Below are 24466 nucleotides of genomic sequence, written 5' to 3'. Positions count from 1 at the left end.
TTTATGCGGCCTCCTTCGCTTCTTTTTCTTCTGTTACTCGTTTTAAACCAATTACTCCGAAGAAGATTAAACCGATTAATAAAACTTTTACGATAGAGAAAGGTTCTCCGAAGATGAAAATCTCTGTAAGAACAATTCCACCAGCTCCAATTCCTGTAAAGACTGCGTATACAGTGCCGACAGGTAAATCTTTATAAGCTCTAAATAATAAGACGAAACTAATTGTAATTAATAGAGCAACACCAGCCCATTCAAGTGGTGCCTCTGCTTTTTTTAGTCCAATCACCCAAAAGATTTCAATAATACCAGCGATGATTACATAAATCCATGCCATATGTCATTTCTCCTTCCTACCAGTCGTTAGGTAAAGGGCTTAAAAACGACGCATTGCAAAGGAGCAATCCGTCAGTTTGAAAGTCCGCGCCAAAATACTTTCCAAGAAGCGTCTAAACGTGTCTCAAAACGATTTAAACCTGCGTATAATAGTTCAACCATAAGACCGTCGAGTAAGCATAGAAAAGCCTCTAAGGCGTCTTTTACTTCAATGTTATGCAGCTCATCTTGTTCGCTTGCTCTTTTAAATACAGGGAATAAAAGTTTTCCGACGTTTTCAATGTGTACATTTGCTTTATTAATAATTTGTTCGCGAAATGCATCAGGCGGAAAATAAGAAGTTCGTAACCAAAACATTGATTCTTCACTTTCACCAAATCGTTTTGCATACCCTTTTAATAATTTTAAAAGCAATTCTTCAGTGGACGAATTGGAAAAGCTTTCGATATCGCCTGTGAAGCTCTGCAAATCTTTTTGAAGAGCAGATTCTAAGCATATGAAATATAGCTCTTCTTTTCCTTTAAAGTGTGCGTAAATCGATGGTTTTTTAATCCCAACTTCTTGAGCAATATTTGCCAATGAAGTTCCTTCATAGCCGTAGCGTGCGAAATGAGAAAGTGCTACAGCTTTAATGCGGTTTGCTGTCATTTTCATCCCCTACCTACCGTTCGTTAGGTTCATTATATGAGATGGGAAATATAAAGTCAATAGGTGAAGAGCTGAGAAAGAGCGTTATAAGTAACGCTCTTTTTAGACAGTCTCTCGCTCAATTAAATGGAATGAAAGTTCTTTTGCACTGCCGACAATTTGCTCGCTTTGGATCTGCTTATGGAATAAAGAAAAAGCATGTGAGCCCATTGCGAGACCGGGATGTTCAATTGTGGAAATTTCTAATGCCTTTGAAATTTCATGATTATCAAATCCAAGGATAGCAAGGTCTTCAGGTACTCGAATACCATGTTTTCGAGCCTCTGTTAATAAACCAGCTGCAACTTGATCGTTCGCTGTGAAAATAGCAGTTGGACGATTTTTCATATTTAAAATACGATGGAGTATTTGTGCTCCGTCCTGCATTGTATAGCATTGGTGGAAAATCCATTCAGGATGCAACGTTTTGCCTTCGTTACGAAGTGTATCGGCGAACGCTTTTTCGCGCTCCATGGAATTTACACTTGTTTTTCTTGCTAAACAAATTCCGATTTTTTCATGGCCTCTACTTAGTAAATAGGCAGTACCAAGACGGAAACCTTCATAATGATCTACGTAGATGGATGAAATGAGGGGATGCTTCATTTTTTCACATGAAATAATAGGGGCAAATTTTGCAAAAGGTTCGATTTGTTCCCAAGAGCTCGTTCGGGAGCAAATAATCATCCCATCAAATTGTTTCATTTTCATCATTTCAAGAACACGAATTTCTTCAATGCTATCGTAATTCGTTTGACATAAATTAATATGATACCCAGCTAATAACGCTTCGTTTCCGATTCCTTCAATAATCGTACTAAAGTAGGGGAGGTTAATGAAAGGAAGCATAACGCCAATTGTATATGTTTTCCCTCTTATTAAATGGACAGCATTTATATTTTTTGCGTAGTTTAATTCTTCAACAGCATCTAGAACACGCTTACGCTTTTCTTCTTTTACGTAAGGGTGATTATTCAGGACACGAGAAACAGTTGATATCGATACACCAGCAGTTTTAGCAATTTGTTTTATATTGGCCATATGTATCACCTCTTTCACTTATTATAAAGGGAAAATAATAAGAAAGAAAAAATCTTGACCTGAAAAGCTTTTCACAAACTATGGTATTAATAAGACTTCTTTTTATTCGCGTAACCTTTTCACTTGGGCGTAAGAATGATAGGGGTCTTTTTTGTTTGCAAAAAGTGTTGTCAAAATGTGTGAGAATAACGTAGAAAGTTTTCAAAGGTGGAGTTTGATGACAAAGCGAATATGAAGAGCATATCAACGCTTCGTTCGTTAAGAGAGCGGTATGAAAGGGCGGAAACAAATTGAAAAAAAGAATCATTTGTTTCGTGTTTTCTAGTTTTGTACTTAGTTCGTGTTCGTTTCAGCAAACGATGCAAGAAGAAAAACACTTTGTGGGAACAACAGGAGGAGCTATGGATCGTGTTACGGATCCTATTCCGCTAAAGGAACTTCCAAAATATTTTCCGGTGAAGTTTAAAGTTCCAACGTTTTTACCGTACGACATTACAAGTGATGTGAAGGGTGAAGTAAGAACGCTTGGGAAAAAGAACGCTGTCTTAACGATTAAATATAAACAGAAGGAGCCAGGTAGAAATGAGTATATTGAGTTAAATGTCGCGAACTTTCCTTATAGTTTTCCGGATCTTATGGAAGAGAAGCGATTTCAAGAACAAATGAAACTGAATAATGGAACGTCTGCTTATTTTAAAAATAAAGATGATTATGAACGTGGTGACGAATTTGCTACGCTTATATGGAAAGAGAAAGGAATTGAATATCAGCTGCTGTATCGGAATGTAGAAGAGAACGATGAAAAGGTAATCAAGCAGAATTTATTATACATTGCGAATAAGATGAAATGAAAAAACTAGCTGATTTATTCAGCTAGTTTTTTGTATGTTATTATTTCTTTTTAATTTTGCCTGTCCAAGATTTAAATCCACCTTGTAATTGGTAGAAATCTTTGTAGCCTTGTTTTTTTAAGTATTGCGCTGCACGACCTGTACGGAATCCGCTTTGGCAATATAAGTAAACAGGTTGATCTTGACGAAGTTCTTTATGGCGAAGGCGAATTTGTGATAACGGAATGTTACGTGCACCTAAAATATGCCCTGCGTTATATTCGTCTGCTTCACGAATATCGATAAGCTGTGCTTTACGGTAGCCAGCGCGAAATTCTTCTTCTGTAAGAGTTTTAATTAATTTTTTCTGATAGAAGTACATCCATACAGTGTAGCCGATAAATGCTACGATTACGGCTAATAAAATAATCCAAGTTGTTGACACGATTCTATCGCTCCCTTTTTTCTTATCCTACTTTCAATATTATAATGCCCTTATGTATTTATGCAACAGATTCATTTGCATATAAGAAGAAATTTCGTATTCTTTCACAAATTTTGTCGAATTTGGTAGACTAGAGAATGTGAAAAATAATTGGTTATATGAGGTGCAGGATGGGAAAAGAAAAATGGTGTTATATTAACTCTGGTCAATGTTCACCGGCATTTAATATGGCGTTAGATGAATGTTTATTAAATTGGCAAAGTGAAAAGAAAATGCCACCAACAATTCGTTTTTATGAATGGGAAGTACCAACATTAACAGTTGGGTATTTTCAACGTGTTGAAAAAGATATTAATATGGATGTAGTTAACGAAAAGAAATATGGATTCGTTCGTCGTCAAACAGGCGGCAGGGGTGTACTACATGACAAAGAGTTAACGTATAGTGTTATTGTGTCTGAAGATCATCCGAATATGCCGAAAACAGTTACAGAAGCGTATCGTGTTATCTCGCAAGGTTTATTAGATGGTTTTAAGGCATTAGGGTTAGAAGCCTATTATGCAGTTCCAAAAACAGAAGCAGATCGTGAAAATTTAAAAAATCCACGTTCAGGCGTATGTTTTGATGCACCATCTTGGTATGAAATTGTAGTGGAAGGACGAAAAATTGCTGGTAGTGCTCAAACACGTCAAAAAGGTGTTATTTTACAGCATGGATCGATTCCATTAGAAATTGATTTAGATGAACTATATGATCTATTTTTATTCCCAAATGAACGTGTGAAGGAACGTATGAAGAGTATGTTCTCTTCTAAAGCAGTAGCAATTAATGAATTAACAGACCGTACATTTACGATAGAACAGTTAATTAAAGCGTTTGAAGTTGGCTTTGAAAAAGGATTGGATGTAGAACTTGTTCCATATGAATTAACAGAAGAACAGTTACATGAAGTTCAAACGTTAGCGAAAGAAAAGTATGAAAGTAATGAGTGGAATTATAAAAAATAAGAGATGGCAATTGCCACCTCTTATTTTTTTTATAGTAAATTAAGTACTTTTTCTACTTTGATTCCTTTATCTTGTAAAGAACGAAGGCGACTTACAACGTCCATAATTTCTTTGTCAAATGTAACGCTAATACCTTGGCTTTGTAGTTCTTCTTTTAAGCTTTCAATAGAATCATCTATGTCGATGCCAAGCTCGTAATCTTGACAAACTTCAATTGTCTTTTTCACGAGTTTAACATAATTTTCTTGTAGTTTTGAATTTGTTTCAGTCAAAGCAGGCTGCTTCGGTTTTGCAGGAGCAACCGGTGCTGTCTCTTGCTTTGTAACTGGAGTAGGGACTGCTTTTTTCACAGGCGCTGGAGTAACTAGTTCTACAGCTGCTTCTACGCTTACTGGCTTCGGTGTCGGTACCGGAGTAGGCTTAGGTGCCATAGCAGGTGTTTCCACACGCGTAACAGGCTTAGGAGCATGTGTAATTGCTTTTGGAGCTTCTACAACTACTTCTTTTTTCGGTGCTGCTTCTACCTGTGTTTCTTCTTGCTCGGCAGCTTCTTTATTTTCTTTACTCCACATAACGCGTTCAATTTCTAGAGACACATTGTTTTTGTTCATCGCTGTTAATGTAACTTTACCAACTTCAGCGTTTCCAGTGAAATCAACAATTTTATAAATAACACTCTTGTTCCAATCCACGTTTCCGCTCAAAAATAATTCTTCGTTACATTTCGGCGTTAAGCCCTCGATTTTAATTTCTGCGTTTACACCGTTTTCACTATATACCATAATTAGCGAAGCATTTACATCTTCGTCTGCTAACATTAGTTCACGTACCATTTTGCCGGTGCGTACTTGCGTTTTCTTCTTAACTGACATCTAATTTCTCCTCTCAAAAATTCAGTAATAATAAAAAAATCGTATAACGAAAAATAATTGCTCACGAAGATTTATGATACCGATAATAAAAGCATCACGTCAACAATTAACTTTAATTATTTTGCATTTTTCTTATTTTCTTTATGAAATTTTTCAATTTGTAAAATTAGACAGAAGAAAAAACAGCCTTTTGAAGGGCTGTTAAAAATTTGATTTTTTATATAGTAATTTATATAAAATAAAAAATAAGATAGCAATTAAAGCATTTTGCCAAAAGTTTAGATGATAAATGAGGTAAGGTTGCTTTTGGAAATAAATATTTAAGAATACAGCGGAACAAAATGGAGTAGCAAATGCGAATCCAAATAGAATTCTTCTTTTCCAATTCATTTTCTGATTAAAGGAGTAACGCTTTAATAAATATAAAATAAATAGTATACCTAGTATAATTATTGAAACGGACAAAGTAGTTCCAAGGATGCTAAAAGGCGGACTTGATAATGTATTGTTTTTTTCAAAGAAAAACATAAAAAATGAAATAATTGCATTTATGCCAAACTGTATAGCAAGAAGTAAGCTAATAGAAAATCCAATTAAAGAGGCTTTTTCTAACTTTGTTTGAGTTGGTAAAGCTGATATAAGTTCATCGCAATAAGATTGTAAATTATCTCCGAAGATGTCATAAGCGTTTTTATTTTCTGCTTGTGCTTCGATGAGGTGATCTAATATTTCTAGTAACAGTTCTTCCATTTGTTGCTCGGGTACGTTTGATATTCGAAGATATACTAACATATCACCATAAGCAGCCTCGTTTTCAGAAGTTAGAAGCTCACGTTTTTTATTATTCAATTCAATCATGTCTTGTGCATTCATCCCTATCACTCCCTCTGTAATAAGTTATTTACCGTAGTAGAAACCATTCCCCAGCTTTGTTTAAATTCTTTAAGTTGTTCTAATCCTTTATCGGTTATGTGATAATATTTTCGCTTTGGACCGAGTGAGGAAGCTTTTAATGTGCCTTCGATCAATTTTTCTTTTTGCATACGTAATAATAACGGATAGATGCTTCCTTCGCTTACGAATGTAAAGCCATGTTTATTTAATTTTGTGCTCAGTTCATATCCGTACACTTCTTCTTGTGAAATGATGTATAGGATACAACCTTCTAGTACACCTTTTAACATTTGGCTGTGCATGATTTCACCACCTTTTACTCAGGTAACTTGCGTTGCAAGGTAGCTGTTATCCGGATTATAACATTCAGTAACTTGCAACGCAAGTTACTGAAGTGGAAAACTTTAATGAGTGTTAATTTTTCAATGTTTCCCATACTAACGAGAGGAGGGAAGCGTATGAAACCATTTATGCCAAAACTCGTGTACTTTGAACCGAAGGCACTTGAATATCCACTTGGAAAAGAGCTTTATGAGAAGTTTACGAAGATGGGATTAGAAATTCGTGAAACGACATCCCATAATCAAATTCGGAATTTGCCGGGTGAAAATGATTTACAAAAGTATCGTAATGCAAAAGCAACGCTTGTCGTTGGGGTGAGGAAGACATTAAAGTTTGATACTTCAAAACCGTCAGCTGAATATGCAATTCCGCTTGCAACAGGATGTATGGGACATTGTCATTATTGTTATTTGCAAACGACACTTGGGAGTAAGCCTTACGTTCGCGTGTATGTGAATCTTGATGAAATATTTGAGAAGGCACAGCAATATATGGATGAAAGAGCACCTGAAATCACAAGGTTTGAAGCTGCTTGTACATCAGATATCGTTGGGATTGATCATTTAACACATGCATTAAAGAGGGCGATTGAATTTATTGGAGAAAGTGAGCATGGGCGTTTGCGTTTCGTTACGAAATATTCGCACGTTGATCATTTGTTAGATGCAAAACATAATGGGAAAACGCGTTTCAGGTTTAGTATTAATTCACGGTATGTAATTAAAAATTTTGAACCAGGGACATCACCGTTTGAAGAAAGAATTGAAGCTGCTCGTAAAGTAGCAGGCGCGGGTTATCCACTTGGTTTTATAGTTGCGCCACTTTATATGCATGAAGGATGGGAAGAAGGATACCGTGAACTATTTGAGCGACTGTACAATGCGCTGAAGGATATGACGATACCAAATTTAACGTTTGAATTAATTCAGCATCGTTTTACAAAACCAGCGAAAAAGGTTATTCAAGAGCGTTATCCAAATACGAAGCTTGAAATGGATGAAGAGAAGCGGAAGTATAAATGGGGACGATATGGCATCGGAAAATATGTATATAAAAAGGATGATGCAGCAGTATTGGAAGAAACGATAAGAGGTTATATAAATGAGTTTTTTCCTAATGCAGAAATACAATATTTTACTTAAGGGGGGTCTGTATGCAAATACAGATTCTTTTTTGTTTTATATATTTAGGCTCGTTTTCAACTTGTCACGTTATTCTTTCTGGTGTATCATTTTATTGATTGCTTCGTACGGAATAAGCAAAATGAACTTGGATGGAGGAAACCGATGCCTACCCCTAGTATGGAAGATTATATTGAACAAATTTATTTGTTGATTGATGAAAAGGGTTACGCCCGCGTATCTGATATTGCTGAAGCGCTTAGTGTACATCCATCCTCTGTAACAAAAATGGTGCAAAAATTAGACAAAGATGAATATCTAATTTATGAAAAATATAGAGGGCTTGTATTAACAACAAAAGGTAAAAAAATCGGAGAACGTCTCGTATATCGTCATGACTTGCTAGAGCAATTTATGCGTATTATCGGTGTGGATGAAAGTAAAATTTACAATGATGTAGAAGGAATTGAACATCATTTAAGTTGGGAAGCGATTGATCGCATTGGTGATTTAGTGCAATACTTTGAACAAGATGCAGTCCGAGTGGAAACGCTTCGCGGTGTTCAAAGAGCAAATGAAGAGAAAAGTAATTAAGGGGAACGTATGGCGTTTCCTTTTTTATTTCAATTCGAAAAGGATGGGAGAATTATGAAAGCAATTATTTTTGATTTTGATGGATTAATTGTGGACACAGAAACGATATGGTTTCACTCTTTCAGAGATGCTGTTCGTGAATACGGCGGGGAACTACCTTTAGAGGAATTTGCGAAATGCATTGGAACAACAGATGAGGTACTTTATACATATTTAAATGATCAATTAAAAGAGAAGTTTAACAAAAGTGTATTAAAAGAAAAAGTGGCAACTTTACATAAAGAGAAAATGAGAATACCAGAAGCTCGTGACGGGGTAAAAGAATATTTAGAAGAAGCGAAAGAAATGGGATTAAAAATCGCACTAGCTTCTAGTTCTTCTAGAGAATGGGTTATTCATTTTTTAGAAGAGCTACAAATTCGAGAATATTTTGAAGTAATTAAAACGAGAGAAGATGTTGAGAAGGTAAAACCAGATCCAGCTCTTTATCGAGTTGCAATAGAAGAATTAGGAATTAAGCCATCTGAAGCTGTTGTATTTGAAGACTCATTAAATGGATTGAGAGCAGCAGTTGCAGCGGGATTAACGTGCGTTGTGGTACCTAATGATGTGACACGGAATTTACCGTTTGAAAATCATCATCTTCGAATTGAAAGTATGAGAGAGAAAAGTTTAAAAGAAGTGCTTCAAAGTATAAAAAAAGACCGTATTTCCTAAAAGGAAGCACGGTCTTTCTTTTTGCTTTTTTTGCCTTCAATGACAGTTAAATGAGACTGTTTTCTTTTTCGTTTCAAAGTGGAAGAATTCCCTTTTTTACTTTTGTCATTAGAAGTATTTGACTTAAAGAAAGAATTGCCTAGGGGTGCTACATTTTGTTTCCCATGTTTGCGGTTCGATTGTTTTGCCGCACGCTTATATGAGCTTTGCGAATTTGCGGAACCACTGGAATTTGTAAACATCTTGTATAGCAAGTAAAAGATACCGACAACAAGTAACATGTACCCGATATTTCTTAATACACCCATGGGATTTGTAATAACAGATGAAACAAGGCCGAATATTGCCAATCCGATAATAAGCACAAATATAGCGAAAGTAAACGAACGACCGTTCATAAGGGACACCTCCTAAAAACATATATTGAAATTAGTATATTAACGATGAGGAAAGGAGTTGAACACCATTTTTAAATAATTATTGTTTGTTCTCTAAACGTAATAATTCTTCAAACGATGCAATTGCTACTTCCACTTGATCATCTGTTGGTTCTTTCGTTGTTAATAGTTGTAGCCATAATCCAGGATATCCAAGTACGCGTAATACGGGAATATCTCGTAATCGATTTGTAAATTGCAATACTTCAAAAGAAATACCAAGTACAACTGGAATTAATAAAATCCTGTTTATAACTCGTGCCCAAAGAGGATCTGTAGGGACTAGGAAATAAACGAACATTCCAATAATGACTGTAAATATAATAAAGCTACTGCCGCATCTATAATGGAGACGAGTTTGCTTTTGAACGTTTTCTACAGTCAGAGGAAGGTTATTCTCGTAAGCATTGATTACCTTATGCTCTGCACCGTGATACTGAAATACCCGCTTAATAAGTGGGGTTAAAGAAATAAAGTATATATAGCTCAATAATAGCATGAGCTTAATGACACTTTCGACAATGATTTGCCCAGTATGAGATGGGAAAATCGGTCTCGTTAATTCAGCTAATAGTGCAGGAACTGCTGTGAAAATGACTTTACCGAATATAAAAGATAAAACGCCAACAGCTGCAACTCCTAATACCATCGTTAATTTTGATTGTTCTTCTTTTTTATTTGCAATTTGTTCATCATCTTCTGGGTGGACGTCAAATCGTTCTGAAGCGAAGTTTAAATGCTTTGCTCCATTCGCACTTGCATCCACAATAGCGGCAATCCCTCGTAAAAATGGAATTTTTTTTAGGGTAGATAGTACTTTATTACGAACGCGTGGTAATCGATAAAATTCAATCGATTTATCTTTACGACGAACCGCTGTAACAGTATATTCTCTACCGCCAAACATAACTCCTTCTATGACCGCTTGCCCGCCATATATTTGTTTTGACTCTTCTGCCATGTTAACACCAACCTGTATTTGTTTCTCTCTTATGTAGAAAAAGAGGCAATTGTCATACTGGGTTCTGTCGTTTTGAAATAAGACAATCACCGAGTTTCCTTTATTTTATCGGCAAATACAAGTAGATGACAAGGGAAAATGTTATGAGAGTCGGACATTTCTTATTCTTTTTATAGACAAATTTCGCAGGATTTAAACATGCTTCAAAATAGTTTCGGGCATACTATTGAGCGGAGGTGTCGATGTGAGTCAAGAACAATTAGGAACAAGGAATTTTGTGCAGATTGGTTTGTTTGGTGGAATCTTTTGGGGCGGGATCTGGTATTTCCTTCATATATTTTCATTCACGGAGGCGGGACCGAATTATTTCCTTTTACCATTTGCGTTTGGAAGTTGGAAAGAGGGTGTATGGGGCAATGTGTTCGGAATAGTGTGTATGGGACTTCTTTCAATTTTGATCGCCTTTTTGTATAAAGCATTTTTTGCGAAGTTTGAAGGGATTATAGCGGGAATTATTTATGGGCTATTTTGGTGGGCACTACTGTTTTTGGGGATGGGTTTAATGGCTCCTGTTATTAAAAGTGCGCTCCATTTACCAAAAGAGACAATTGTGACGACAATATGTATTTTTATATTGTATGGTGTGTTTATAGCATATTCTGTTTCTTACGCAGTAAATAGCAATAAAGCAGAACAAGAAGGGAAAGAGAAGACGAACTATTCAAATAAGTAACTCCTATGTTAAAATATTGTATAGATATTTAATATTAAGGAGTTTTAAGGATATGAAAAAGTTACTCCTCGTAAACGGTCCTAACCTAAATCGCCTCGGTGTTCGTGAGGTAAATGTATATGGAAAGGGCACGCTAGCGACACTTGAAGCAGATATGAAGCAAGAAGCAGAAACAATGGGAGTGGAGTTAGAATGTTTCCAATCGAATCATGAAGGTGCCATTATCGACATTATTCATGAAGCGGAAGATATATATGAAGGGATCATTTTAAATCCGGGAGCATTTACGCATTATAGCTATGCGATTCGTGATGCCATTGCGAGCATTTCGATTCCTGTTATTGAAGTACATATTTCTAACATTCATCAGCGTGAATCGTTCCGTCATGAATCTGTGACGGCAGCTGTTTGTGCAGGTCAAATTGTAGGATTTGGTTTTTATGGCTATAAGTTAGCGTTATTTGCATTAATGGAGAAATTGAGGGAGGCATAAAGTAATGGAGAAAATTGAAAGATTACGAAGTGCATTTGATGAGGCTGGCATTGACGGTATTTTGTTAACAAATGAACATAGTCGTAGATATATGGCTAACTTCACAGGAACAGCAGGCGTTGTTCTTATTTCAAAAGATCGTGCTCAATTTATTACAGATTTCCGTTACGTCGAGCAGGCAAGTAAACAAGCGGTTGGATATGAGGTTGTACAGCACGCAGGATTGATCATTGATGAAGTGGCAAAGCAAGTGAAAGAGCTTGGAATTCAAAAACTTGGTTTTGAGCAAGATACTCTTACATATAGTTCTTATTCAGTGCATAAGGAAGCGATTGATGCTGAATTTATCCCGACTTCTGGACTTGTAGAAAAGTTACGCTTGATAAAGACTGATTCAGAGATTAAGATATTAAAGGAAGCTGCACAGATTGCAGATGCTGCCTTTGAGCATATTCTATCATTCATTCGCCCGGGAGTATCTGAAATTGAAGTGTCAAATGAACTTGAATTTTTCATGAGAAAACAAGGAGCAACATCTTCTTCGTTTGATATTATCGTTGCTTCAGGTCTTCGTTCGGCATTACCGCACGGCGTGGCATCTGAAAAAGTGATAGAAACAGGAGATTTCGTTACATTAGACTTCGGCGCTTATTACAAAGGATATTGTTCTGATATTACTCGTACGATTGCAGTCGGTGAACCATCTGATAAATTAAAAGAAATTTATAATATCGTTTTAGAAGCACAACTACGTGGTGTGAACGGTATTAAAGCTGGTTTAACAGGTCGCGAGGCTGATGCGCTAACGCGTGACTACATAACGGAAAAAGGATATGGTGAATACTTTGGACACTCTACTGGTCATGGAATAGGTCTTGAAATCCATGAAGCACCAGGTTTAGCGTTCCGTTCTGATACAGTACTTGAACCAGGTATGGCTGTAACAGTAGAGCCAGGTATTTATATTCCAGGTATTGGCGGCGTACGTATTGAAGATGATATCATTGTGACAAGTGAAGGTAATGAAGTAATTACGAAATCACCAAAAGAACTTATTATTTTGTAATACACAGGAGGATTTTTTTACATGATTTCAGTAAACGATTTTCGTACAGGTTTAACAATTTCAGTGGACAATGCCCTTTGGCAAGTACTTGATTTCCAACACGTAAAGCCAGGTAAAGGTGCTGCATTCGTTCGTTCTAAACTACGTAATCTTCGCACAGGTTCTGTTCAAGAGAAAACATTCCGTGCAGGTGAGAAAGTAGAAAAAGCACACATCGAAAACCGTCGTATGCAATACTTATACGCAAGCGGTGAGGCTCACGTATTTATGGATAACGGAACTTATGAGCAAATCGAACTTGGTGAAAAACAAATCGAGCGCGAGCTTAAATTCCTAAAAGAAAACATGGAAGTAGCAATTATGACTTACCAAGGCGAAGTACTTGGTGTTGAACTTCCAAACACAGTTGAATTACAAGTTACAGAAACAGAGCCTGGTATTAAAGGTGATACTGCTTCTAACGTAACAAAACCAGCTACATTAGAAACTGGTCTTGTTGTACAAGTACCAATCTTCATTAACGAAGGCGAAATGCTTATCATCAACACTGGTGAAGGTAAATACGTTTCTCGTGCATAGTAAAAAAGCACTCGTGATAATTCACGAGTGCTTTTTTTATAGGAAATAGGGTAGATAGTAAATAGCTGTTATTATAAAACTGACTAAAACAAGTGAAAGAGTACCCATAATAGATGGAGTCAAAACAATTTGAAATGGTTTTATTTCGCCAGTCTCAACGCCAGTTAATGTTTTACTTATTGCGTGATCTGTAATGTTATTTCTATGGTTACTCATAATAATTAACCACATAATTGCAAATATTGCTAAACTACCAAGGAAAAAGGTCTCTATAAATGACCAACCGACTAATAATGAAAAAAGATAAATAAGAGCTAATTCTACTACAACGGTTAAACTAATTTTCAATGCCTTCATATTTTTCCTCCTCATTTTGTAATTTCAACCAGTTTAAAAAATTTTTACGTGACACGACATGCAGAGAGCAAGGTGACTTTACTTCTTTCTCTAGTGCAGCGTGTTCGTCTGGAAACTTGTTTTCCACATGCAATGAAATATAAGGTAGTTTTTCTTGTGCTTTTAGTGAGCGGATATTATTCGTTTTAGCACCAGCAAATACGTAGGAAAGTTGTAAGTCTAAAAAGGCGATTTTAAAGATTTCTTTTTTAGCAGCCTCGTTATAGCCTTTTCCCCAGTACGGATAGCCGAGCCAACTACCAATGTGAGATTGCTTTTTTTCATTATTAATATGTTTAAGTGTGGTGAGGCCAATTATTTCATTTTCTTCATTCACAATCATTCTCGATAAGGATTTCTTTTGATGCTCTTCTTCTATTGCGAAAAGAAGAAATGTTTTCGTGTCTTCGATGTTTTCTACCGTTATTCCCAATGCATTTTTTATATGTGGATCACTTGATAGCTCGAAAATCACATTTGTATGGCATAAATCTAGTGGTAATAAAGTGACGTGTTGCATGGTTTAAACCTCTTTTAAACTAAATATACCATAATATACCATGAAATAATATGAATATTCAGATTGTAATTCGGAATTTAGAGAAAAATTATGTTTTTACTTCTGAAATAGACAACCTCTGCATATGGTTGTACAAATATATTCTTTTTTAGAATACGAAGTTAGTAACTGTTACGGGAGAAGGTGGAAGAATGAAACAGTGGCTAGCGGCAATGGAAACATCCGTGCTTGTTATGGGGGCACTTCGATTATTTTCAGGTAGTGCGGAGATATTTGCTGCTTTGCTTATGCTTTATGTGAATGATGCGAAGAAAGCGTTGTTTATAAATGGTATGTTGGCGTTTGTTGGACCTACCGTATTAATTTTAACAATGACAATTGGGATAGCGAGTGTAGCAAGTGAAATTTCTTTCTTGAAGCTCTTTTTTCTAGCGCTTGGAATTTGCTGTATTTTTATCGCATTACTGAAATAGTAAGTCGAGTATAGTGGGGAGAAGCCGATGAAAGAGGTATTAGAAGTTTTACCAAAAACGATGAAGTACTTAATTGAAGAATGTAAGCAATACGATGCTTTAGAGGAAATTCGTGTTCGAATTGGAAGGCCGCTAGAGTGTATTGCACACGGAAAGGTGTTTTTTTATGACTATATCACTACTGCAGAGGATGCTATTTACTTATTGAATAAGTTAAGTCAATTCTCAATTTATACGATGGAAGAGGAATTAAAACGTGGGTATGTGACGCTTCGCGGAGGGCATAGAATCGGGTTAGCAGGAAAAGTCATTACAGAAAAAAGCGCAGTGAAAATGATTCGTGATGTCTCTTCCTTTAATATTCGTATTGCTCGTCAAAAAATAGGGATTGCTGAACCGCTTTTGCCATATTTGTATGAAAAAAGGTGGTTAAACACGATGGTAATTGGCCCTCCCCAAACGGGAAAAACGACACTCTTAAGAGATGTAGCACGTTGCATGAGTCAAGGGGTAAGTGCTTCGGAAATTCCTTCCTGTAAAGTGGGGATCGTTGATGAACGGTCAGAAATTGCTGGTTGTGTGAAAGGGATCCCGCAATATGATTTTGGTACCCGAGTCGATGTGTTAGACGCATGTCCAAAGGCAGAAGGAATGATGATGATGATTCGTTCTATGAGTCCTGATATTTTGATCGTAGATGAAATTGGCCGTAAAGAAGATAGTGAAGCAATTATGGAGGCAGTGCATGCAGGTGTCCAGCTTTTTATAAGCGCACACGGATTTTCCTATGAGGATGTTGTGAGACGTCCATCGCTCAAGGCAGTGCTAGAGCTTGGTATATTTGATAGGTTTGTGGAGTTGTCAAAAGCGAGGGGTCCAGGAACGGTTATGCAGGTGAAAGATAAATATGGAAAACCAGTGTTATCAAATAGAAAGGCTGAGGGCGTATGGTGAAAATATTTGGTGCAGTGTTAATCGTTGCGGTCAGCACCTTTTTCGGGTTTTCGTACGCTAAAAGATACAGTGAGAGACCGAGGCAACTTAGGTTATTAAAATCAGCACTTCAATCATTAGAGGCAGAAATTATGTATGGACACACACCTTTATCTGAGGCTGCCGAGCGATTAGTTAAACAAATGCCAAAGCCATTAAATTGGATATTTCAAAGTTTCGCTAAAAAACTAGAAAGTGGAGAACAAACAGTAAGGGAAGCTTGGATAGATAGTTTGAAAGAGAATTGGAAGTTGACGGCTTTTCAACAAACCGAGTATGAAATACTGCAGCAATTTGGTGAAACGCTAGGGCAACATGATCGTGAATCACAACAAAAACATATTCGCTTATGTATTACACATTTGGAGAGAGAAGAAGAGGAAGCGAAAGCTTTACAACTGCAATACGAAAAAATGATTAAGAGCTTAGGGGTACTAGCAGGGCTACTTATTGTAATTTTACTGCTATAGGGGGGAGAAAGGCGATGTCCATTGATGTTGGATTAATATTTCAAATCGCCGGAATCGGCATTGTTTTAGCTTTCATTCATACTGTACTAAAAGAATTGAAGCGTGAGGATATTGCAAATTGGGTTATCCTTGTCGGTTTTGTCGTCATTTTATTTCATGTTGCATTTTTAATTAATACGCTATTCGACAAGATTAAAAGTGTCTTTCTCTTCCAGTAAAGGAGGCGGTTCGAATCGAAATTATACAAATTGTCGGATTAGGCCTCGTTGCTACGTTTTTAGCTGCTGTTTTGAACCAGCATAAATCTAGTATTACATCTTTATTTATTGTGTTCGTAGGTAGCGTGATGTTTCTTATTTTAATCGATCAAATTCATTCTATTTTACAAATGATTGAGAGAGTTGCGAGTGAAGCGAAAGTTAGTAACGTCTACGTGGAAACGTTACTAAAGATTATTGGAATTGCTTATATTGCCGAGTTTGGAGCTCAAATTACAAAAGATGCTGGTCAAGGTGCCATCGCTTCGAAAATTGAACTTGCTGGGAAAATCTTAATTCTCGTTATGGCAATTCCTATTTTGACGGTTGTAATTGAAACTATTCTCGGATTTTTACCGACGGGATAAGGGGGAGTGAATGTTGAGGAGGTTTGGAGCTAAGCTGCTATTTGCTTGCTTCCTTTTCTTTTCTTTACCAGTTGTTGTACAAGCTTCTCCTGTAGAAACAAACGTCGTTGATCAACAATTGGATAAGCTCGGAATTGAAGATGTGAAGCAATTTTGGGACGGGCTTGTTACAAAATATGGAGGCTATTTGCCAGAGAGTCAAAAAGGGAGTTTTATGGAGTTTGTAAAGGGAGAAAAAGAATTCTCTCTAAAAGAGTGGATGATAGGGTTATTAAAATATTTATTTCATGAGCTTGCAGCTAATGGAAAACTGCTTGGCACACTCATTATGCTCACAATCTTTAGTGCATTGTTGCAATCACTGCAATCCGCTTTTTCAAAAAGTAGTGTAAGTAAAATTGCTGATGCTGTTGTATATATGGTACTTATTATTTTTGCTTTAAATAGTTTTTATGTCGTTATGACATATGCAAGAGAAACGATACAAACAATGGTAGATTTCATATTAGCGCTATTGCCAATTTTATTGGCGCTTATAGCGACTGGTGGCGGGGTTGTATCTGTATCTTTCTTTCATCCGATTATCATTTTCTTAATGAATACAAGCGGGCTTCTTATGAATTATATCGTTCTACCGCTTTTATTACTGGCAACGATATTAAGTATTGTAAGTACAATGAGTGATCAATATAAAGTGACGAAATTGTCCAAGCTTCTGCAAAACGTTAGCGTTGGGATTGTCGGTATCTTTTTAACGATTTTTTTAGGGGTATTATCTGTACAAGGAACAGCAACAGCCGTTGCTGATGGAATAGCTGTGAAAACTGCTAAATTTGTAACAGGGAACTTCATTCCAGTAGTCGGAAGGATGTTTACAGAAGCGGCAGATACTGTTATTAGCGCATCAGGATTATTGAAAAACACAGTCGGAATTATTGGGCTCGTCATTTTATGTTTAATTGTTGCTTTTCCAGCGATTCAAATTTTCTGTATCGCATTTATTTATAAATTCGCAGCAGCAGTATTGCAACCGGTTGGCGGCGGAGCAATTATTCAATGCTTAGACATTATTGGACGAAGCATCATTTACGTATTTGCTTGCTTAGCTATCGTATCATTTATGTTCTTTTTAAGTATTACAATTATTATTGCTGCGGGGAATATTACACTTATGATGCGGTAGGAGGTGAAGAGTATGCAATTTGTTACAGAGTGGATCAGAAATATTATCGTTTTTTTGCTCTTAGCGACAATGCTTCATCTTATTCTTCCAAATTCGAATTTGCAAAAATACGTTAAATTCGTTGTAAGTCTTTTGTTAGTCGTATTAATTTTAACACCTCTTTTTAAACTATTGCAGACAGATGTAAATGAAGTAATTGCAAATTTTAATGAAGAAAAGTACGTAGCAGAAGGATCTGTAAAAAATTCAATAGATTCGAAGAAAAAAGAAATACAAGCTCTAACACGTGCATATAGTTTAGAAGAGATGGCTACCAAAATGAAAAAAGAAGTAGGGAAAGAGTTTGAGAAACAGTATGGTATGTCAGTCTCTGAAATACAAATAGTCGCAGCGGAAAGCACAGCGGAAGTAAAGTCAGCGAAAGATATTCAATCTGTTGTTGTGACGTTAAAAGAAAAAGAACGTAGTAAAAATGATGCAATCGAAACAGTAAAACCAGTTGAAATTAACACGAAAGAACCACCGAAAAAAGTAGAGGAAACGAATGTAGAAATGAAAGACTTCTTTTCAAGCAGGTGGCAACTAGAGAATAAACAAATCCAAGTTCAAATGGAAGGGAGGACAGGTAGAGTAAATGGACAATAAAGATAAAAATTCGAAGTTCTCATTTTTTCGAAACTTATTGAATGGAGATGAAAAAGAAAGTAATGAGAAGGGAAGAAAGGTAACACCTAAGTTCTTACTTGTCCTACTCATACTTGGAATGTTGCTTATGTTTTCTAGTAGTTTTTTTTCAAGTAAAAAAGAAGAAGTACCTGTATTTAAAGAACAAAAAACTCAAAACCAGGAAAAAGATGTACCAACTTTTGGACAAAAAAATAATGATAATATGTCAAATGTAGAAAAATATGAAAAAGCGTATGAACAAGAATTAAAAACTGCTTTAGAAGAAATAGCAGGAGTAAAAGACGTAACGATTAAAGTGAATTTGGATTCATCTGAAGAAAAAATTTTAGAAAAAAATACAGTGAAACGCTCACAAACAACAGGTGAAACAGATAAAACAGGCGGTAAGAGAGAAGTAGAGGACGAGTCTCTTGATGAAAAGACTGTCATTATACGTGAAGGGGATAAAGAAACTCCTGTTGTTTTACGAACAGAGAAGCCGAAAGTACGTGGTGTTCTTGTCGTAGCAAAGGGAGTGGATAATATACAAGTTAAAGCAATGGTAAAAGAAGCTGTGATAAGGCTGCTAGATGTACCGGCCCATCGCGTTTCAGTTTCACCGAAAAATTGATAGGGAGGAAATAAAGTGTTAAAAAAACAAACAGTTTGGCTATTAACGATGTTAAGTTTAGTTGTTGTACTATCTGTGTATTACGTGACAACTCCTGACAAAATGAATACAGCATCGCCAGCAACAGGTGAAAAGATTGGACAAGAAAAACAAGGTACTGATAAAGCAGTAACAAACGAAGCGCCTAAAGAAACTCCGAAAAAAGAAAATACAAGCAAAGAAACAACAAATAAAGAAACAGACAAAAAAGAAAATGCAAAAAAAGAAACAAGTAAAAAAGAGGGCAATGTATCAGTTCAATCAAGTGATGAGAATTTCACAGCTTTACGTATGCAAATGGAAGATCAGCGTAGTGAAGAGAAAGCAAAATTACAAGAAGTGATGAATTCTTCGAAATCTTCAGCGACAGAAAAGAGTAAAGCGAAAGATAACTTTGATGCAATCACTACAATGGAAACGAAGCAAGAATTACTTGAGACAGTAATTAAATCTCAAGGAGGATATCCAGATGCTCTTGTAAGAGCTGATGGTACTGATATTAGAGTAACGGTTAAAGCGGCAAAACATTCACAGAAAGAAGCAAATAAAATTATTCAACTTGTAAGAAGTGAAGGCGGATCAAAAGATGTAGGTGTGAAATTTGATCCACCAGCGAAATAAGTGAAACTTTAATCCGTAGGGATTTCCCTGCGGATTATTATCTTTTACTAAGCAAAGGGTATGCAAATAGTAAAAAGAGTATGTAAGTACGTGTGAATAGAAAAAAGCTATCATTTTCGATAGCTTTTTTCTATTTCGTCTTTGTAATTATTTTTACTATGTTCAACTCGGAACGGAGAAATATGTTGTGAGTAAAAGATTAGTGGTTCATGGTACTGATGATTACTTTTTCCGGATTTGACGTGGATGAAAAGAACGCATGCCCAAACGATTACAGCAGGTAAAAAGAGAATGAGCCATATCATATTTCCACACCTCGACACAATATATTTTCTACACTTTGAACATACTATTCTTATATGAAGGAATGATGAACGGCGTGTAAACAAAAAAATAATATTTGGTAAAAATATGTTATTGACTATAGGTGTGGTGAAGAGTGGAGAGGGAATGGCATGTTTGCTGTGTAACGTTTTGAAAAAGTAGTGAATGTTTTTTTAGAAGTGGTCTTGCCAATTTCATGTGAAACTTGGTATTATTACTAGGTATTAAATTTTTTATTGGAATAATATTTTTACAGGAATTTCGATTTATTATAAAGAAATATAAATTGGAATGTTTAAAAAATTTATCGTAAGATGGAAATAGTAAATATTTCTATTAGTTAATGAAATATATTTTCTAATAGAGTACATCGTATTTTTACAGTCAATCTAGTTTTCGTGACGAGAATCTGTAAAAACGGGACAAACAAGAGTATGGGAGTGGATTTTACATGTTTAAAATTCAAGAAGTTCGCGAATTAATTAAATTAATTGATAGCTCTAATATTGATGAATTTGAATACAAAAAAGACGGTACAACAATCAAAATGAAAAAGCGTGGTAATGAAGTTGTTGCTGTGCAAGCACCTGCAGCAAAACAAGCTATGCAACCAGTAGCGCCTGTTGAAGTTGAAACGAAAGTAGCAGCAGCACAAGCAGAAGCACCAAAACAAGAAGAGAAGAAGGCTGTTCAAAATGAAAACCTACATAAAATCACATCACCGATGGTAGGTACATTCTATTCTTCTTCTTCGCCTGATACCCCTCCATATGTAAGTGTTGGGGATAGAGTATCGAAAGATTCTATCGTATGTATTGTCGAGGCTATGAAGTTATTTAACGAAATTGATGCTGATGTAGAGGGCGAAATTGTTGAAATTCTTGTTAATAACGGACAACTTGTTGAGTATGGACAACCGCTATTTCTTGTAAAAGCGTAATAAGGGAGTCTTTGTGATGATAAAAAAAGTATTAATAGCCAATCGTGGGGAAATTGCTGTACGAATTATTCGTGCTTGTAAAGAAATGGATATTGAAACAGTTGCAATTTATTCAGAAGCAGATAAAGAGTCACTTCACGTACAGATTGCAGACGAGGCGTATTGTGTAGGACCAACGATTTCGAAAGAAAGCTATTTAAATTTGACAAACATTATTAGCGTTGCGAAGTTAACAGGCTGCGATGCTATTCATCCGGGATACGGATTTTTAGCAGAGAATGCAGATTTCGCAGAGTTATGCCGTGAATGTAACTTGATTTTTATCGGTCCAAGTCCAGAAGCTATTTCAAAGATGGGCACAAAAGACGTTGCTCGTGATACAATGAAAGAAGCAGGGGTTCCGATTGTACCAGGTTCACAAGGGATTATTAAAAATACCGAAGAAGCGATCGAGCTTGCTAATCAAATTGGATATCCAGTTATTATTAAAGCGACTGCAGGTGGCGGCGGAAAAGGTATTCGTGTTGCACGCCATGAAGAAGAGCTTATAAAAGGAATTCAAATTACACAGCAAGAAGCTAGTACCGCTTTTGGGAACCCTGGTGTATACTTAGAAAAGTACGTTGAAGATTTCCGCCATGTTGAGATTCAAATAATGGCAGATACACACGGAAATGCCATTCATTTAGGAGAGCGTGATTGTACAATTCAGCGCCGTTTGCAAAAACTATTAGAAGAAAGTCCATCACCTGCACTTGATGAAGATATTCGCAAGCAGATGGGTGAAGCGGCAGTTAAAGCGGCGGTAGCGGTTGATTATACAGGTGCTGGTACGGTTGAGTTTATTTATGAATATAAAACGAAAACCTTTTATTTCATGGAGATGAATACGAGAATTCAGGTTGAGCATCCGGTTACTGAAATGGTAACGGGAATGGACTTAATTAAAGAGCAAATTCTTGTTGCTTCAGGAGAAAAGTTATCGTTACAGCAAGAAGAAGTACAATTTAATGGTTGGGCAATTGAATGTCGAATTAATGCGGAAAACCCTGCCAAAAAATTTATGCCATCTCCAGGTAAAGTAGAAATGTATTTACCACCAGGAGGATTTGGTATTCGCGTCGATTCAGCTGTATATCCGGGATATTCAATCCCACCTTTCTATGATTCGATGGTTGCTAAATTAATTGTTCACGGAAAAACACGTGAAGAGGCAATTGCAAAAATGAAGCGCGCACTTAGTGAATTTGTCATTGAAGGCGTACATACAACAATCCCGTTCCATTTGCAATTGCTAGATCATCCTGATTTTGTAAAAGGTGAGTTTAATACGAAATTTTTGGAAGAGCATGAACTTGTGACGCAGTGATACATTAAAGGAGGTTTTTTTCATGGCTGAACATATGTTAGATATGGGTCAAGATACAACTCTTGGTAAAGTAGAAATTGCACCAGAAGTAATTGAAGTAATTGCAGGTATTGCAGCTGCAGAAGTAGAAGGTGTAGCGGCAATGCGCGGTAATTTTGCTACAGATGTTGTTGAGAAGTTAGGTAAGAAAAATCATGGTAAAGGTGTAAAGGTTGAATTAGCAAACGAAGATATTATCGTTGACCTTTATGTTGTAATGTATTTTGGTGTAGCAATTCCAGTTGTTGCACAAAAGATTCAAGACAATATTCGCCAAGCACTCTTTACAATGACAGGACTTGAGCCAAAAGAAGTGAATGTTCACATCGTTGGCGTAACATTCGAAACACAAAAAACAGAAATCGAACCAGTGTAAGAATGAAAAGGTGCCTAGTAACATAGGCATCTTTTTTATCGTTTCATTTCTTCACAAATTACAACCCTCTAATTATTATACTATTTCAAAAAATAAGAAATAAACAAGAAAATGTTTCGTTTTTCCAAAAAACGTACATTGTGATAAGATATGGAACTTGAAGTTAATCTTTTTATTATTTTTCAGCCTTGTAACCCGTGTGTGAAACGATAAATTGTGTTATTATCATTGTATTATAAGGTTGGAAAATCAATGAAAACTGTAAGAGTAAGTGAATTGACGGCTTATAAATTATAATAATATAACAAAGTATAAGGAAAGACTTGAAGCATAAAGGAGAGTTACAATGAAACGTAGGACGGCTAGAGAAAGAGCAATGCAAGCATTATACCAAATGGATATTACAGGTGAATTAGAACCGAAAGTAGCAGTGGAAAACACGCTAGATGAAGGCGAAGAAACAAATGAGTTTCTAGAGTCACTTGTAGTAGGTTTTGTAGAAAATAAAGAAGCAATCGATGAAGCGATTCGTCAAAATTTAAAAAAGTGGAAGCTTGAGCGTATTAGTATTGTTGATCGCAGTATTTTACGTGTAGCTGTGTATGAAATGAAATACATGGAAGAAATTCCACACAACGTAACAATTAACGAAGCAATTGAAATTGCTAAAACATTTGGGGATGAGGAATCTCGTCGTTTTATTAACGGCGTTTTATCTAATATAAAAGATACACTGTAAATTCTTTAAGGGGGAATCTTAAAATGGTAGCAGTAATCATCAAAGGAAATGAAGTTGCGGAGAAAAAACGAGCACAATTAACAGAAGAAGTTGTGAAGTTGAAAGAGCAAGGTATTGTACCAGGATTAGCAGTTATTTTAGTTGGAGAAGATCCAGCATCTCGTTCTTATGTGAAAGGAAAAGAAAAAGGCTGTGAACAAGTAGGGATTTACTCAGAGCTAATTGAACTTCCTGAAACAATTACTGAGGAACGTTTGCTTGCTGAAATCGATCGCTTAAATGGCGATGACCGTATTAATGGCATATTAGTGCAATTACCTTTACCAAAACATATTGAAGAAAAAGCTATCATTGAAAGAATTTCACCAGAAAAGGATGTAGACGGATTTCACCCAATCAGCGTGGGACGTATGATGACGGGACAAGATACATTCCTTCCATGTACACCGCATGGTATTGTAGAATTAGTAAAAGAAACAAATCTTGATATTTCTGGAAAACATGTAGTAGTAATTGGAAGAAGTAATATTGTCGGTAAACCAGTGGGGCAATTGTTTTTAAATGAAAATGCCACTGTCACATATTGTCATTCTAAGACGCAAAATATGAAAGAGTTATCGAAGTTAGCTGATATTTTAATCGTAGCTGTTGGACGACCTAAAATGATAACAGCGGATTATATTAAAGAAGGGGCGGTTGTAATTGACGTTGGTGTTAACCGTTTAGAAACAGGAAAACTTTGTGGTGATGTTGACTTTGACAACGTGTTAGATGTTGCGGGTTACATTACACCTGTGCCAAAGGGTGTTGGTCCAATGACAATCACAATGCTTCTTCATAATACTGTTGAATCTGCCAAACGTGCAGGTGTCGTTTGTAAATAATTTGAGTCGGCTATGAGGAGAGAGAA

The 24466-nt window shown here is 36.2% G+C and carries 35 protein-coding genes; 23 read left to right on the top strand and 12 right to left on the bottom strand.

All coding sequences use genetic code 11. The annotated features are described in order from the left end of the window. Window position 1 precedes the first annotated feature (1 nt). From DN399_RS20725 to DN399_RS20715, 3 genes are all read right to left on the bottom strand, one after another. The gene (locus tag DN399_RS20725) at window positions 2-334 is read right to left on the bottom strand and encodes a DMT family transporter (protein ID WP_000312339.1); all 333 of its coding nucleotides are present in this window, start codon (window positions 332-334) and stop codon (window positions 2-4) included. Window positions 335-405: 71 nt separating this feature from the next. Further along, on the bottom strand, window positions 406-987 hold the full coding sequence (locus DN399_RS20720; protein ID WP_002005730.1) for a TetR/AcrR family transcriptional regulator: 582 nt from the start codon (window positions 985-987) through the stop codon (window positions 406-408). A gap of 96 nt (window positions 988-1083) precedes the next feature. Next, on the bottom strand, window positions 1084-2061 hold the full coding sequence (locus tag DN399_RS20715; protein ID WP_001273985.1) for a LacI family DNA-binding transcriptional regulator: 978 nt from the start codon (window positions 2059-2061) through the stop codon (window positions 1084-1086). Window positions 2062-2375: 314 nt separating this feature from the next. Here DN399_RS20715 and DN399_RS20710 point away from each other — a divergent pair, with 314 nt between their 5' ends. Continuing rightward, the gene (locus DN399_RS20710) at window positions 2376-2912 is read left to right on the top strand and encodes a hypothetical protein (RefSeq protein WP_033695179.1); all 537 of its coding nucleotides are present in this window, start codon (window positions 2376-2378) and stop codon (window positions 2910-2912) included. A gap of 40 nt (window positions 2913-2952) precedes the next feature. Here DN399_RS20710 and DN399_RS20705 read toward each other — a convergent pair whose 3' ends face one another. After that, window positions 2953-3336, bottom strand: a complete 384-nt coding sequence (locus tag DN399_RS20705; protein ID WP_000108653.1) for a rhodanese-like domain-containing protein — start codon at window positions 3334-3336, stop codon at window positions 2953-2955. A gap of 170 nt (window positions 3337-3506) precedes the next feature. Here DN399_RS20705 and DN399_RS20700 point away from each other — a divergent pair, with 170 nt between their 5' ends. Further along, window positions 3507-4343: a lipoate--protein ligase family protein gene (locus tag DN399_RS20700; protein ID WP_000514081.1), complete on the top strand. Its 837-nt coding sequence runs from the start codon at window positions 3507-3509 to the stop codon at window positions 4341-4343. A gap of 29 nt (window positions 4344-4372) precedes the next feature. Here the strand turns inward: DN399_RS20700 and DN399_RS20695 are convergent, their stop codons facing one another. The 3 genes from DN399_RS20695 to DN399_RS20685 all read right to left on the bottom strand — a co-directional run bounded on the left by DN399_RS20695 (window position 4373) and on the right by DN399_RS20685 (window position 6411). Continuing rightward, on the bottom strand, window positions 4373-5215 hold the full coding sequence (locus DN399_RS20695) for a hypothetical protein (protein WP_149149913.1): 843 nt from the start codon (window positions 5213-5215) through the stop codon (window positions 4373-4375). Between the two features lie 201 nt (window positions 5216-5416). Next, a complete protein-coding gene (locus DN399_RS20690; RefSeq protein ID WP_000993584.1) occupies window positions 5417-6088 on the bottom strand; it encodes a DUF1129 family protein in 672 nt (223 codons plus the stop codon). Between the two features lie 5 nt (window positions 6089-6093). Further along, window positions 6094-6411 carry a PadR family transcriptional regulator gene (locus DN399_RS20685; RefSeq protein ID WP_000556079.1) on the bottom strand — a complete coding sequence of 106 codons (318 nt, stop codon included), beginning with the start codon at window positions 6409-6411 and terminating at the stop codon, window positions 6094-6096. Between the two features lie 156 nt (window positions 6412-6567). Between DN399_RS20685 and splB the strand changes: the two genes are divergently transcribed. The 3 genes from splB (at window position 6568) to DN399_RS20670 (ending at window position 8883) form a co-directional block, all read left to right on the top strand. After that, complete coding sequence (gene splB, locus DN399_RS20680) at window positions 6568-7593, top strand: spore photoproduct lyase (RefSeq protein ID WP_000802121.1); 1026 nt, start codon at window positions 6568-6570, stop codon at window positions 7591-7593. 144 nt (window positions 7594-7737) lie between these two features. After that, window positions 7738-8166, top strand: a complete 429-nt coding sequence (gene mntR, locus DN399_RS20675) for a transcriptional regulator MntR (protein ID WP_001143084.1) — start codon at window positions 7738-7740, stop codon at window positions 8164-8166. Window positions 8167-8220: 54 nt separating this feature from the next. Then, on the top strand, window positions 8221-8883 hold the full coding sequence (locus tag DN399_RS20670; protein WP_025687934.1) for an HAD family hydrolase: 663 nt from the start codon (window positions 8221-8223) through the stop codon (window positions 8881-8883). Here DN399_RS20670 and DN399_RS20665 read toward each other — a convergent pair. Both DN399_RS20665 and DN399_RS20660 read right to left on the bottom strand, forming a co-directional pair. Then, a complete protein-coding gene (locus DN399_RS20665) occupies window positions 8880-9281 on the bottom strand; it encodes an SA1362 family protein (protein WP_001014463.1) in 402 nt (133 codons plus the stop codon). The two genes, DN399_RS20670 and DN399_RS20665, sit on opposite strands and share 4 nt — an antisense overlap. A 79-nt stretch (window positions 9282-9360) precedes the next feature. Further along, window positions 9361-10281, bottom strand: a complete 921-nt coding sequence (locus DN399_RS20660) for a DUF1385 domain-containing protein (RefSeq protein WP_000807121.1) — start codon at window positions 10279-10281, stop codon at window positions 9361-9363. Between the two features lie 244 nt (window positions 10282-10525). Between DN399_RS20660 and DN399_RS20655 the strand changes: the two genes are divergently transcribed. Genes DN399_RS20655 through efp form a run of 4 tightly spaced genes read left to right on the top strand, consistent with a single transcriptional unit; the run spans window position 10526 to window position 13152 of the window. Further along, the gene (locus DN399_RS20655; protein WP_048536128.1) at window positions 10526-11014 is read left to right on the top strand and encodes a YqhR family membrane protein; all 489 of its coding nucleotides are present in this window, start codon (window positions 10526-10528) and stop codon (window positions 11012-11014) included. Window positions 11015-11066: 52 nt separating this feature from the next. Next, entirely contained in the window at window positions 11067-11507 is a 441-nt protein-coding gene (aroQ, locus tag DN399_RS20650) for a type II 3-dehydroquinate dehydratase (RefSeq protein ID WP_000735140.1), read from the top strand. Window positions 11508-11511: 4 nt separating this feature from the next. Next, window positions 11512-12573, top strand: a complete 1062-nt coding sequence (pepQ, locus tag DN399_RS20645) for a Xaa-Pro dipeptidase (RefSeq protein ID WP_000411040.1) — start codon at window positions 11512-11514, stop codon at window positions 12571-12573. A gap of 21 nt (window positions 12574-12594) precedes the next feature. Next, on the top strand, window positions 12595-13152 hold the full coding sequence (efp, locus tag DN399_RS20640; protein ID WP_000626516.1) for an elongation factor P: 558 nt from the start codon (window positions 12595-12597) through the stop codon (window positions 13150-13152). Window positions 13153-13188: 36 nt separating this feature from the next. Here the strand turns inward: efp and DN399_RS20635 are convergent, their stop codons facing one another. Next, on the bottom strand, window positions 13189-13509 hold the full coding sequence (locus DN399_RS20635; RefSeq protein WP_000645571.1) for a hypothetical protein: 321 nt from the start codon (window positions 13507-13509) through the stop codon (window positions 13189-13191). Further along, window positions 13490-14068, bottom strand: a complete 579-nt coding sequence (locus DN399_RS20630) for a GNAT family N-acetyltransferase (RefSeq protein WP_102955926.1) — start codon at window positions 14066-14068, stop codon at window positions 13490-13492. Before DN399_RS20630 ends, DN399_RS20635 begins: the two co-directional genes overlap by 20 nt. 191 nt (window positions 14069-14259) lie before the next feature. Between DN399_RS20630 and DN399_RS20625 the strand changes: the two genes are divergently transcribed. From DN399_RS20625 to DN399_RS20585, 9 genes are read left to right on the top strand one after another with little or no spacing between them, the layout of a single operon-like run. Then, a complete protein-coding gene (locus DN399_RS20625) occupies window positions 14260-14541 on the top strand; it encodes a YqhV family protein (RefSeq protein WP_000816050.1) in 282 nt (93 codons plus the stop codon). A 27-nt stretch (window positions 14542-14568) separates the two neighbouring features. Continuing rightward, window positions 14569-15495: a stage III sporulation protein AA gene (spoIIIAA, locus tag DN399_RS20620; protein WP_000665905.1), complete on the top strand. Its 927-nt coding sequence runs from the start codon at window positions 14569-14571 to the stop codon at window positions 15493-15495. Further along, a complete protein-coding gene (spoIIIAB, locus tag DN399_RS20615) occupies window positions 15489-16004 on the top strand; it encodes a stage III sporulation protein SpoIIIAB (RefSeq protein WP_000238702.1) in 516 nt (171 codons plus the stop codon). Before spoIIIAA ends, spoIIIAB begins: the two co-directional genes overlap by 7 nt. A 14-nt stretch (window positions 16005-16018) precedes the next feature. After that, on the top strand, window positions 16019-16222 hold the full coding sequence (spoIIIAC, locus tag DN399_RS20610) for a stage III sporulation protein AC (RefSeq protein WP_000020914.1): 204 nt from the start codon (window positions 16019-16021) through the stop codon (window positions 16220-16222). 23 nt (window positions 16223-16245) lie between these two features. Continuing rightward, complete coding sequence (gene spoIIIAD / locus DN399_RS20605; RefSeq protein ID WP_077393170.1) at window positions 16246-16629, top strand: stage III sporulation protein AD; 384 nt, start codon at window positions 16246-16248, stop codon at window positions 16627-16629. A gap of 10 nt (window positions 16630-16639) precedes the next feature. Beyond that, window positions 16640-17812, top strand: coding sequence for a stage III sporulation protein AE (spoIIIAE, locus tag DN399_RS20600; protein WP_149149912.1), 1173 nt, complete (start codon window positions 16640-16642; stop codon window positions 17810-17812). Between the two features lie 12 nt (window positions 17813-17824). Then, a complete protein-coding gene (spoIIIAF, locus tag DN399_RS20595; protein WP_001161052.1) occupies window positions 17825-18457 on the top strand; it encodes a stage III sporulation protein AF in 633 nt (210 codons plus the stop codon). Further along, window positions 18447-19109, top strand: coding sequence for a stage III sporulation protein AG (gene spoIIIAG, locus DN399_RS20590; RefSeq protein WP_000368881.1), 663 nt, complete (start codon window positions 18447-18449; stop codon window positions 19107-19109). The genes spoIIIAF and spoIIIAG overlap by 11 nt, the downstream gene beginning before the upstream one ends. Before the next feature lie 15 nt (window positions 19110-19124). Continuing rightward, the gene (locus DN399_RS20585) at window positions 19125-19769 is read left to right on the top strand and encodes a SpoIIIAH-like family protein (protein WP_000914709.1); all 645 of its coding nucleotides are present in this window, start codon (window positions 19125-19127) and stop codon (window positions 19767-19769) included. Between the two features lie 110 nt (window positions 19770-19879). Here the strand turns inward: DN399_RS20585 and DN399_RS20580 are convergent, their stop codons facing one another. Next, window positions 19880-20074 carry a DNA recombination protein RecO gene (locus DN399_RS20580; RefSeq protein ID WP_149149911.1) on the bottom strand — a complete coding sequence of 65 codons (195 nt, stop codon included), beginning with the start codon at window positions 20072-20074 and terminating at the stop codon, window positions 19880-19882. Window positions 20075-20544: 470 nt separating this feature from the next. Between DN399_RS20580 and accB the strand changes: the two genes are divergently transcribed. The 5 genes from accB to folD all read left to right on the top strand — a co-directional run bounded on the left by accB (window position 20545) and on the right by folD (window position 24440). Beyond that, on the top strand, window positions 20545-21033 hold the full coding sequence (gene accB, locus DN399_RS20575; protein ID WP_000472859.1) for an acetyl-CoA carboxylase biotin carboxyl carrier protein: 489 nt from the start codon (window positions 20545-20547) through the stop codon (window positions 21031-21033). 16 nt (window positions 21034-21049) lie between these two features. After that, complete coding sequence (gene accC / locus DN399_RS20570; RefSeq protein WP_000592870.1) at window positions 21050-22402, top strand: acetyl-CoA carboxylase biotin carboxylase subunit; 1353 nt, start codon at window positions 21050-21052, stop codon at window positions 22400-22402. A 22-nt stretch (window positions 22403-22424) separates the two neighbouring features. Next, window positions 22425-22817 carry an Asp23/Gls24 family envelope stress response protein gene (locus tag DN399_RS20565; protein WP_000807630.1) on the top strand — a complete coding sequence of 131 codons (393 nt, stop codon included), beginning with the start codon at window positions 22425-22427 and terminating at the stop codon, window positions 22815-22817. A 346-nt stretch (window positions 22818-23163) separates the two neighbouring features. Continuing rightward, window positions 23164-23556, top strand: a complete 393-nt coding sequence (nusB, locus tag DN399_RS20560; RefSeq protein WP_000830247.1) for a N utilization substance protein NusB — start codon at window positions 23164-23166, stop codon at window positions 23554-23556. Between the two features lie 23 nt (window positions 23557-23579). After that, on the top strand, window positions 23580-24440 hold the full coding sequence (gene folD / locus DN399_RS20555; RefSeq protein ID WP_000226732.1) for a bifunctional methylenetetrahydrofolate dehydrogenase/methenyltetrahydrofolate cyclohydrolase FolD: 861 nt from the start codon (window positions 23580-23582) through the stop codon (window positions 24438-24440). Window positions 24441-24466: the final 26 nt, after the last annotated feature.

The organism is Bacillus sp. AR4-2, from assembly GCF_008274865.1.
Classification (GTDB): domain Bacteria; phylum Bacillota; class Bacilli; order Bacillales; family Bacillaceae_G; genus Bacillus_A; species Bacillus_A cereus.
The sequence above is the reverse complement of the archived record's forward strand: the minus strand, read 5'-3'. Positions and strand labels throughout refer to the sequence as shown.

Bases quoted from the DNA above. Each gene is read 5' to 3' on its own strand.
- DN399_RS20565 (WP_000807630.1), top strand. From the start codon at position 22,425: ATGGCTGAACATATGTTAGATATGGGTCAAGATACAACTCTTGGTAAA.
- nusB (WP_000830247.1), top strand. From the start codon at position 23,164: ATGAAACGTAGGACGGCTAGAGAAAGAGCAATGCAAGCATTATACCAA.
- folD (WP_000226732.1), top strand. From the start codon at position 23,580: ATGGTAGCAGTAATCATCAAAGGAAATGAAGTTGCGGAGAAAAAACGA.
- DN399_RS20665 (WP_001014463.1), bottom strand. From the start codon at position 9,281: ATGAACGGTCGTTCGTTTACTTTCGCTATATTTGTGCTTATTATCGGA.
- DN399_RS20580 (WP_149149911.1), bottom strand. From the start codon at position 20,074: ATGATATGGCTCATTCTCTTTTTACCTGCTGTAATCGTTTGGGCATGC.
- DN399_RS20635 (WP_000645571.1), bottom strand. From the start codon at position 13,509: ATGAAGGCATTGAAAATTAGTTTAACCGTTGTAGTAGAATTAGCTCTT.
- spoIIIAC (WP_000020914.1), top strand. From the start codon at position 16,019: ATGTCCATTGATGTTGGATTAATATTTCAAATCGCCGGAATCGGCATT.
- DN399_RS20695 (WP_149149913.1), bottom strand. From the start codon at position 5,215: ATGTCAGTTAAGAAGAAAACGCAAGTACGCACCGGCAAAATGGTACGT.
- accB (WP_000472859.1), top strand. From the start codon at position 20,545: ATGTTTAAAATTCAAGAAGTTCGCGAATTAATTAAATTAATTGATAGC.
- DN399_RS20690 (WP_000993584.1), bottom strand. From the start codon at position 6,088: ATGAATGCACAAGACATGATTGAATTGAATAATAAAAAACGTGAGCTT.
- DN399_RS20725 (WP_000312339.1), bottom strand. From the start codon at position 334: ATGGCATGGATTTATGTAATCATCGCTGGTATTATTGAAATCTTTTGG.
- efp (WP_000626516.1), top strand. From the start codon at position 12,595: ATGATTTCAGTAAACGATTTTCGTACAGGTTTAACAATTTCAGTGGAC.
- pepQ (WP_000411040.1), top strand. From the start codon at position 11,512: ATGGAGAAAATTGAAAGATTACGAAGTGCATTTGATGAGGCTGGCATT.
- spoIIIAF (WP_001161052.1), top strand. From the start codon at position 17,825: ATGCAATTTGTTACAGAGTGGATCAGAAATATTATCGTTTTTTTGCTC.
- DN399_RS20660 (WP_000807121.1), bottom strand. From the start codon at position 10,281: ATGGCAGAAGAGTCAAAACAAATATATGGCGGGCAAGCGGTCATAGAA.
- DN399_RS20685 (WP_000556079.1), bottom strand. From the start codon at position 6,411: ATGCACAGCCAAATGTTAAAAGGTGTACTAGAAGGTTGTATCCTATAC.
- spoIIIAG (WP_000368881.1), top strand. From the start codon at position 18,447: ATGGACAATAAAGATAAAAATTCGAAGTTCTCATTTTTTCGAAACTTA.
- DN399_RS20720 (WP_002005730.1), bottom strand. From the start codon at position 987: ATGAAAATGACAGCAAACCGCATTAAAGCTGTAGCACTTTCTCATTTC.
- mntR (WP_001143084.1), top strand. From the start codon at position 7,738: ATGCCTACCCCTAGTATGGAAGATTATATTGAACAAATTTATTTGTTG.
- DN399_RS20625 (WP_000816050.1), top strand. From the start codon at position 14,260: ATGAAACAGTGGCTAGCGGCAATGGAAACATCCGTGCTTGTTATGGGG.
- DN399_RS20700 (WP_000514081.1), top strand. From the start codon at position 3,507: ATGGGAAAAGAAAAATGGTGTTATATTAACTCTGGTCAATGTTCACCG.
- DN399_RS20630 (WP_102955926.1), bottom strand. From the start codon at position 14,068: ATGCAACACGTCACTTTATTACCACTAGATTTATGCCATACAAATGTG.
- splB (WP_000802121.1), top strand. From the start codon at position 6,568: ATGAAACCATTTATGCCAAAACTCGTGTACTTTGAACCGAAGGCACTT.
- accC (WP_000592870.1), top strand. From the start codon at position 21,050: ATGATAAAAAAAGTATTAATAGCCAATCGTGGGGAAATTGCTGTACGA.
- spoIIIAB (WP_000238702.1), top strand. From the start codon at position 15,489: ATGGTGAAAATATTTGGTGCAGTGTTAATCGTTGCGGTCAGCACCTTT.
- spoIIIAA (WP_000665905.1), top strand. From the start codon at position 14,569: ATGAAAGAGGTATTAGAAGTTTTACCAAAAACGATGAAGTACTTAATT.
- spoIIIAE (WP_149149912.1), top strand. From the start codon at position 16,640: ATGTTGAGGAGGTTTGGAGCTAAGCTGCTATTTGCTTGCTTCCTTTTC.
- aroQ (WP_000735140.1), top strand. From the start codon at position 11,067: ATGAAAAAGTTACTCCTCGTAAACGGTCCTAACCTAAATCGCCTCGGT.
- DN399_RS20715 (WP_001273985.1), bottom strand. From the start codon at position 2,061: ATGGCCAATATAAAACAAATTGCTAAAACTGCTGGTGTATCGATATCA.
- DN399_RS20670 (WP_025687934.1), top strand. From the start codon at position 8,221: ATGAAAGCAATTATTTTTGATTTTGATGGATTAATTGTGGACACAGAA.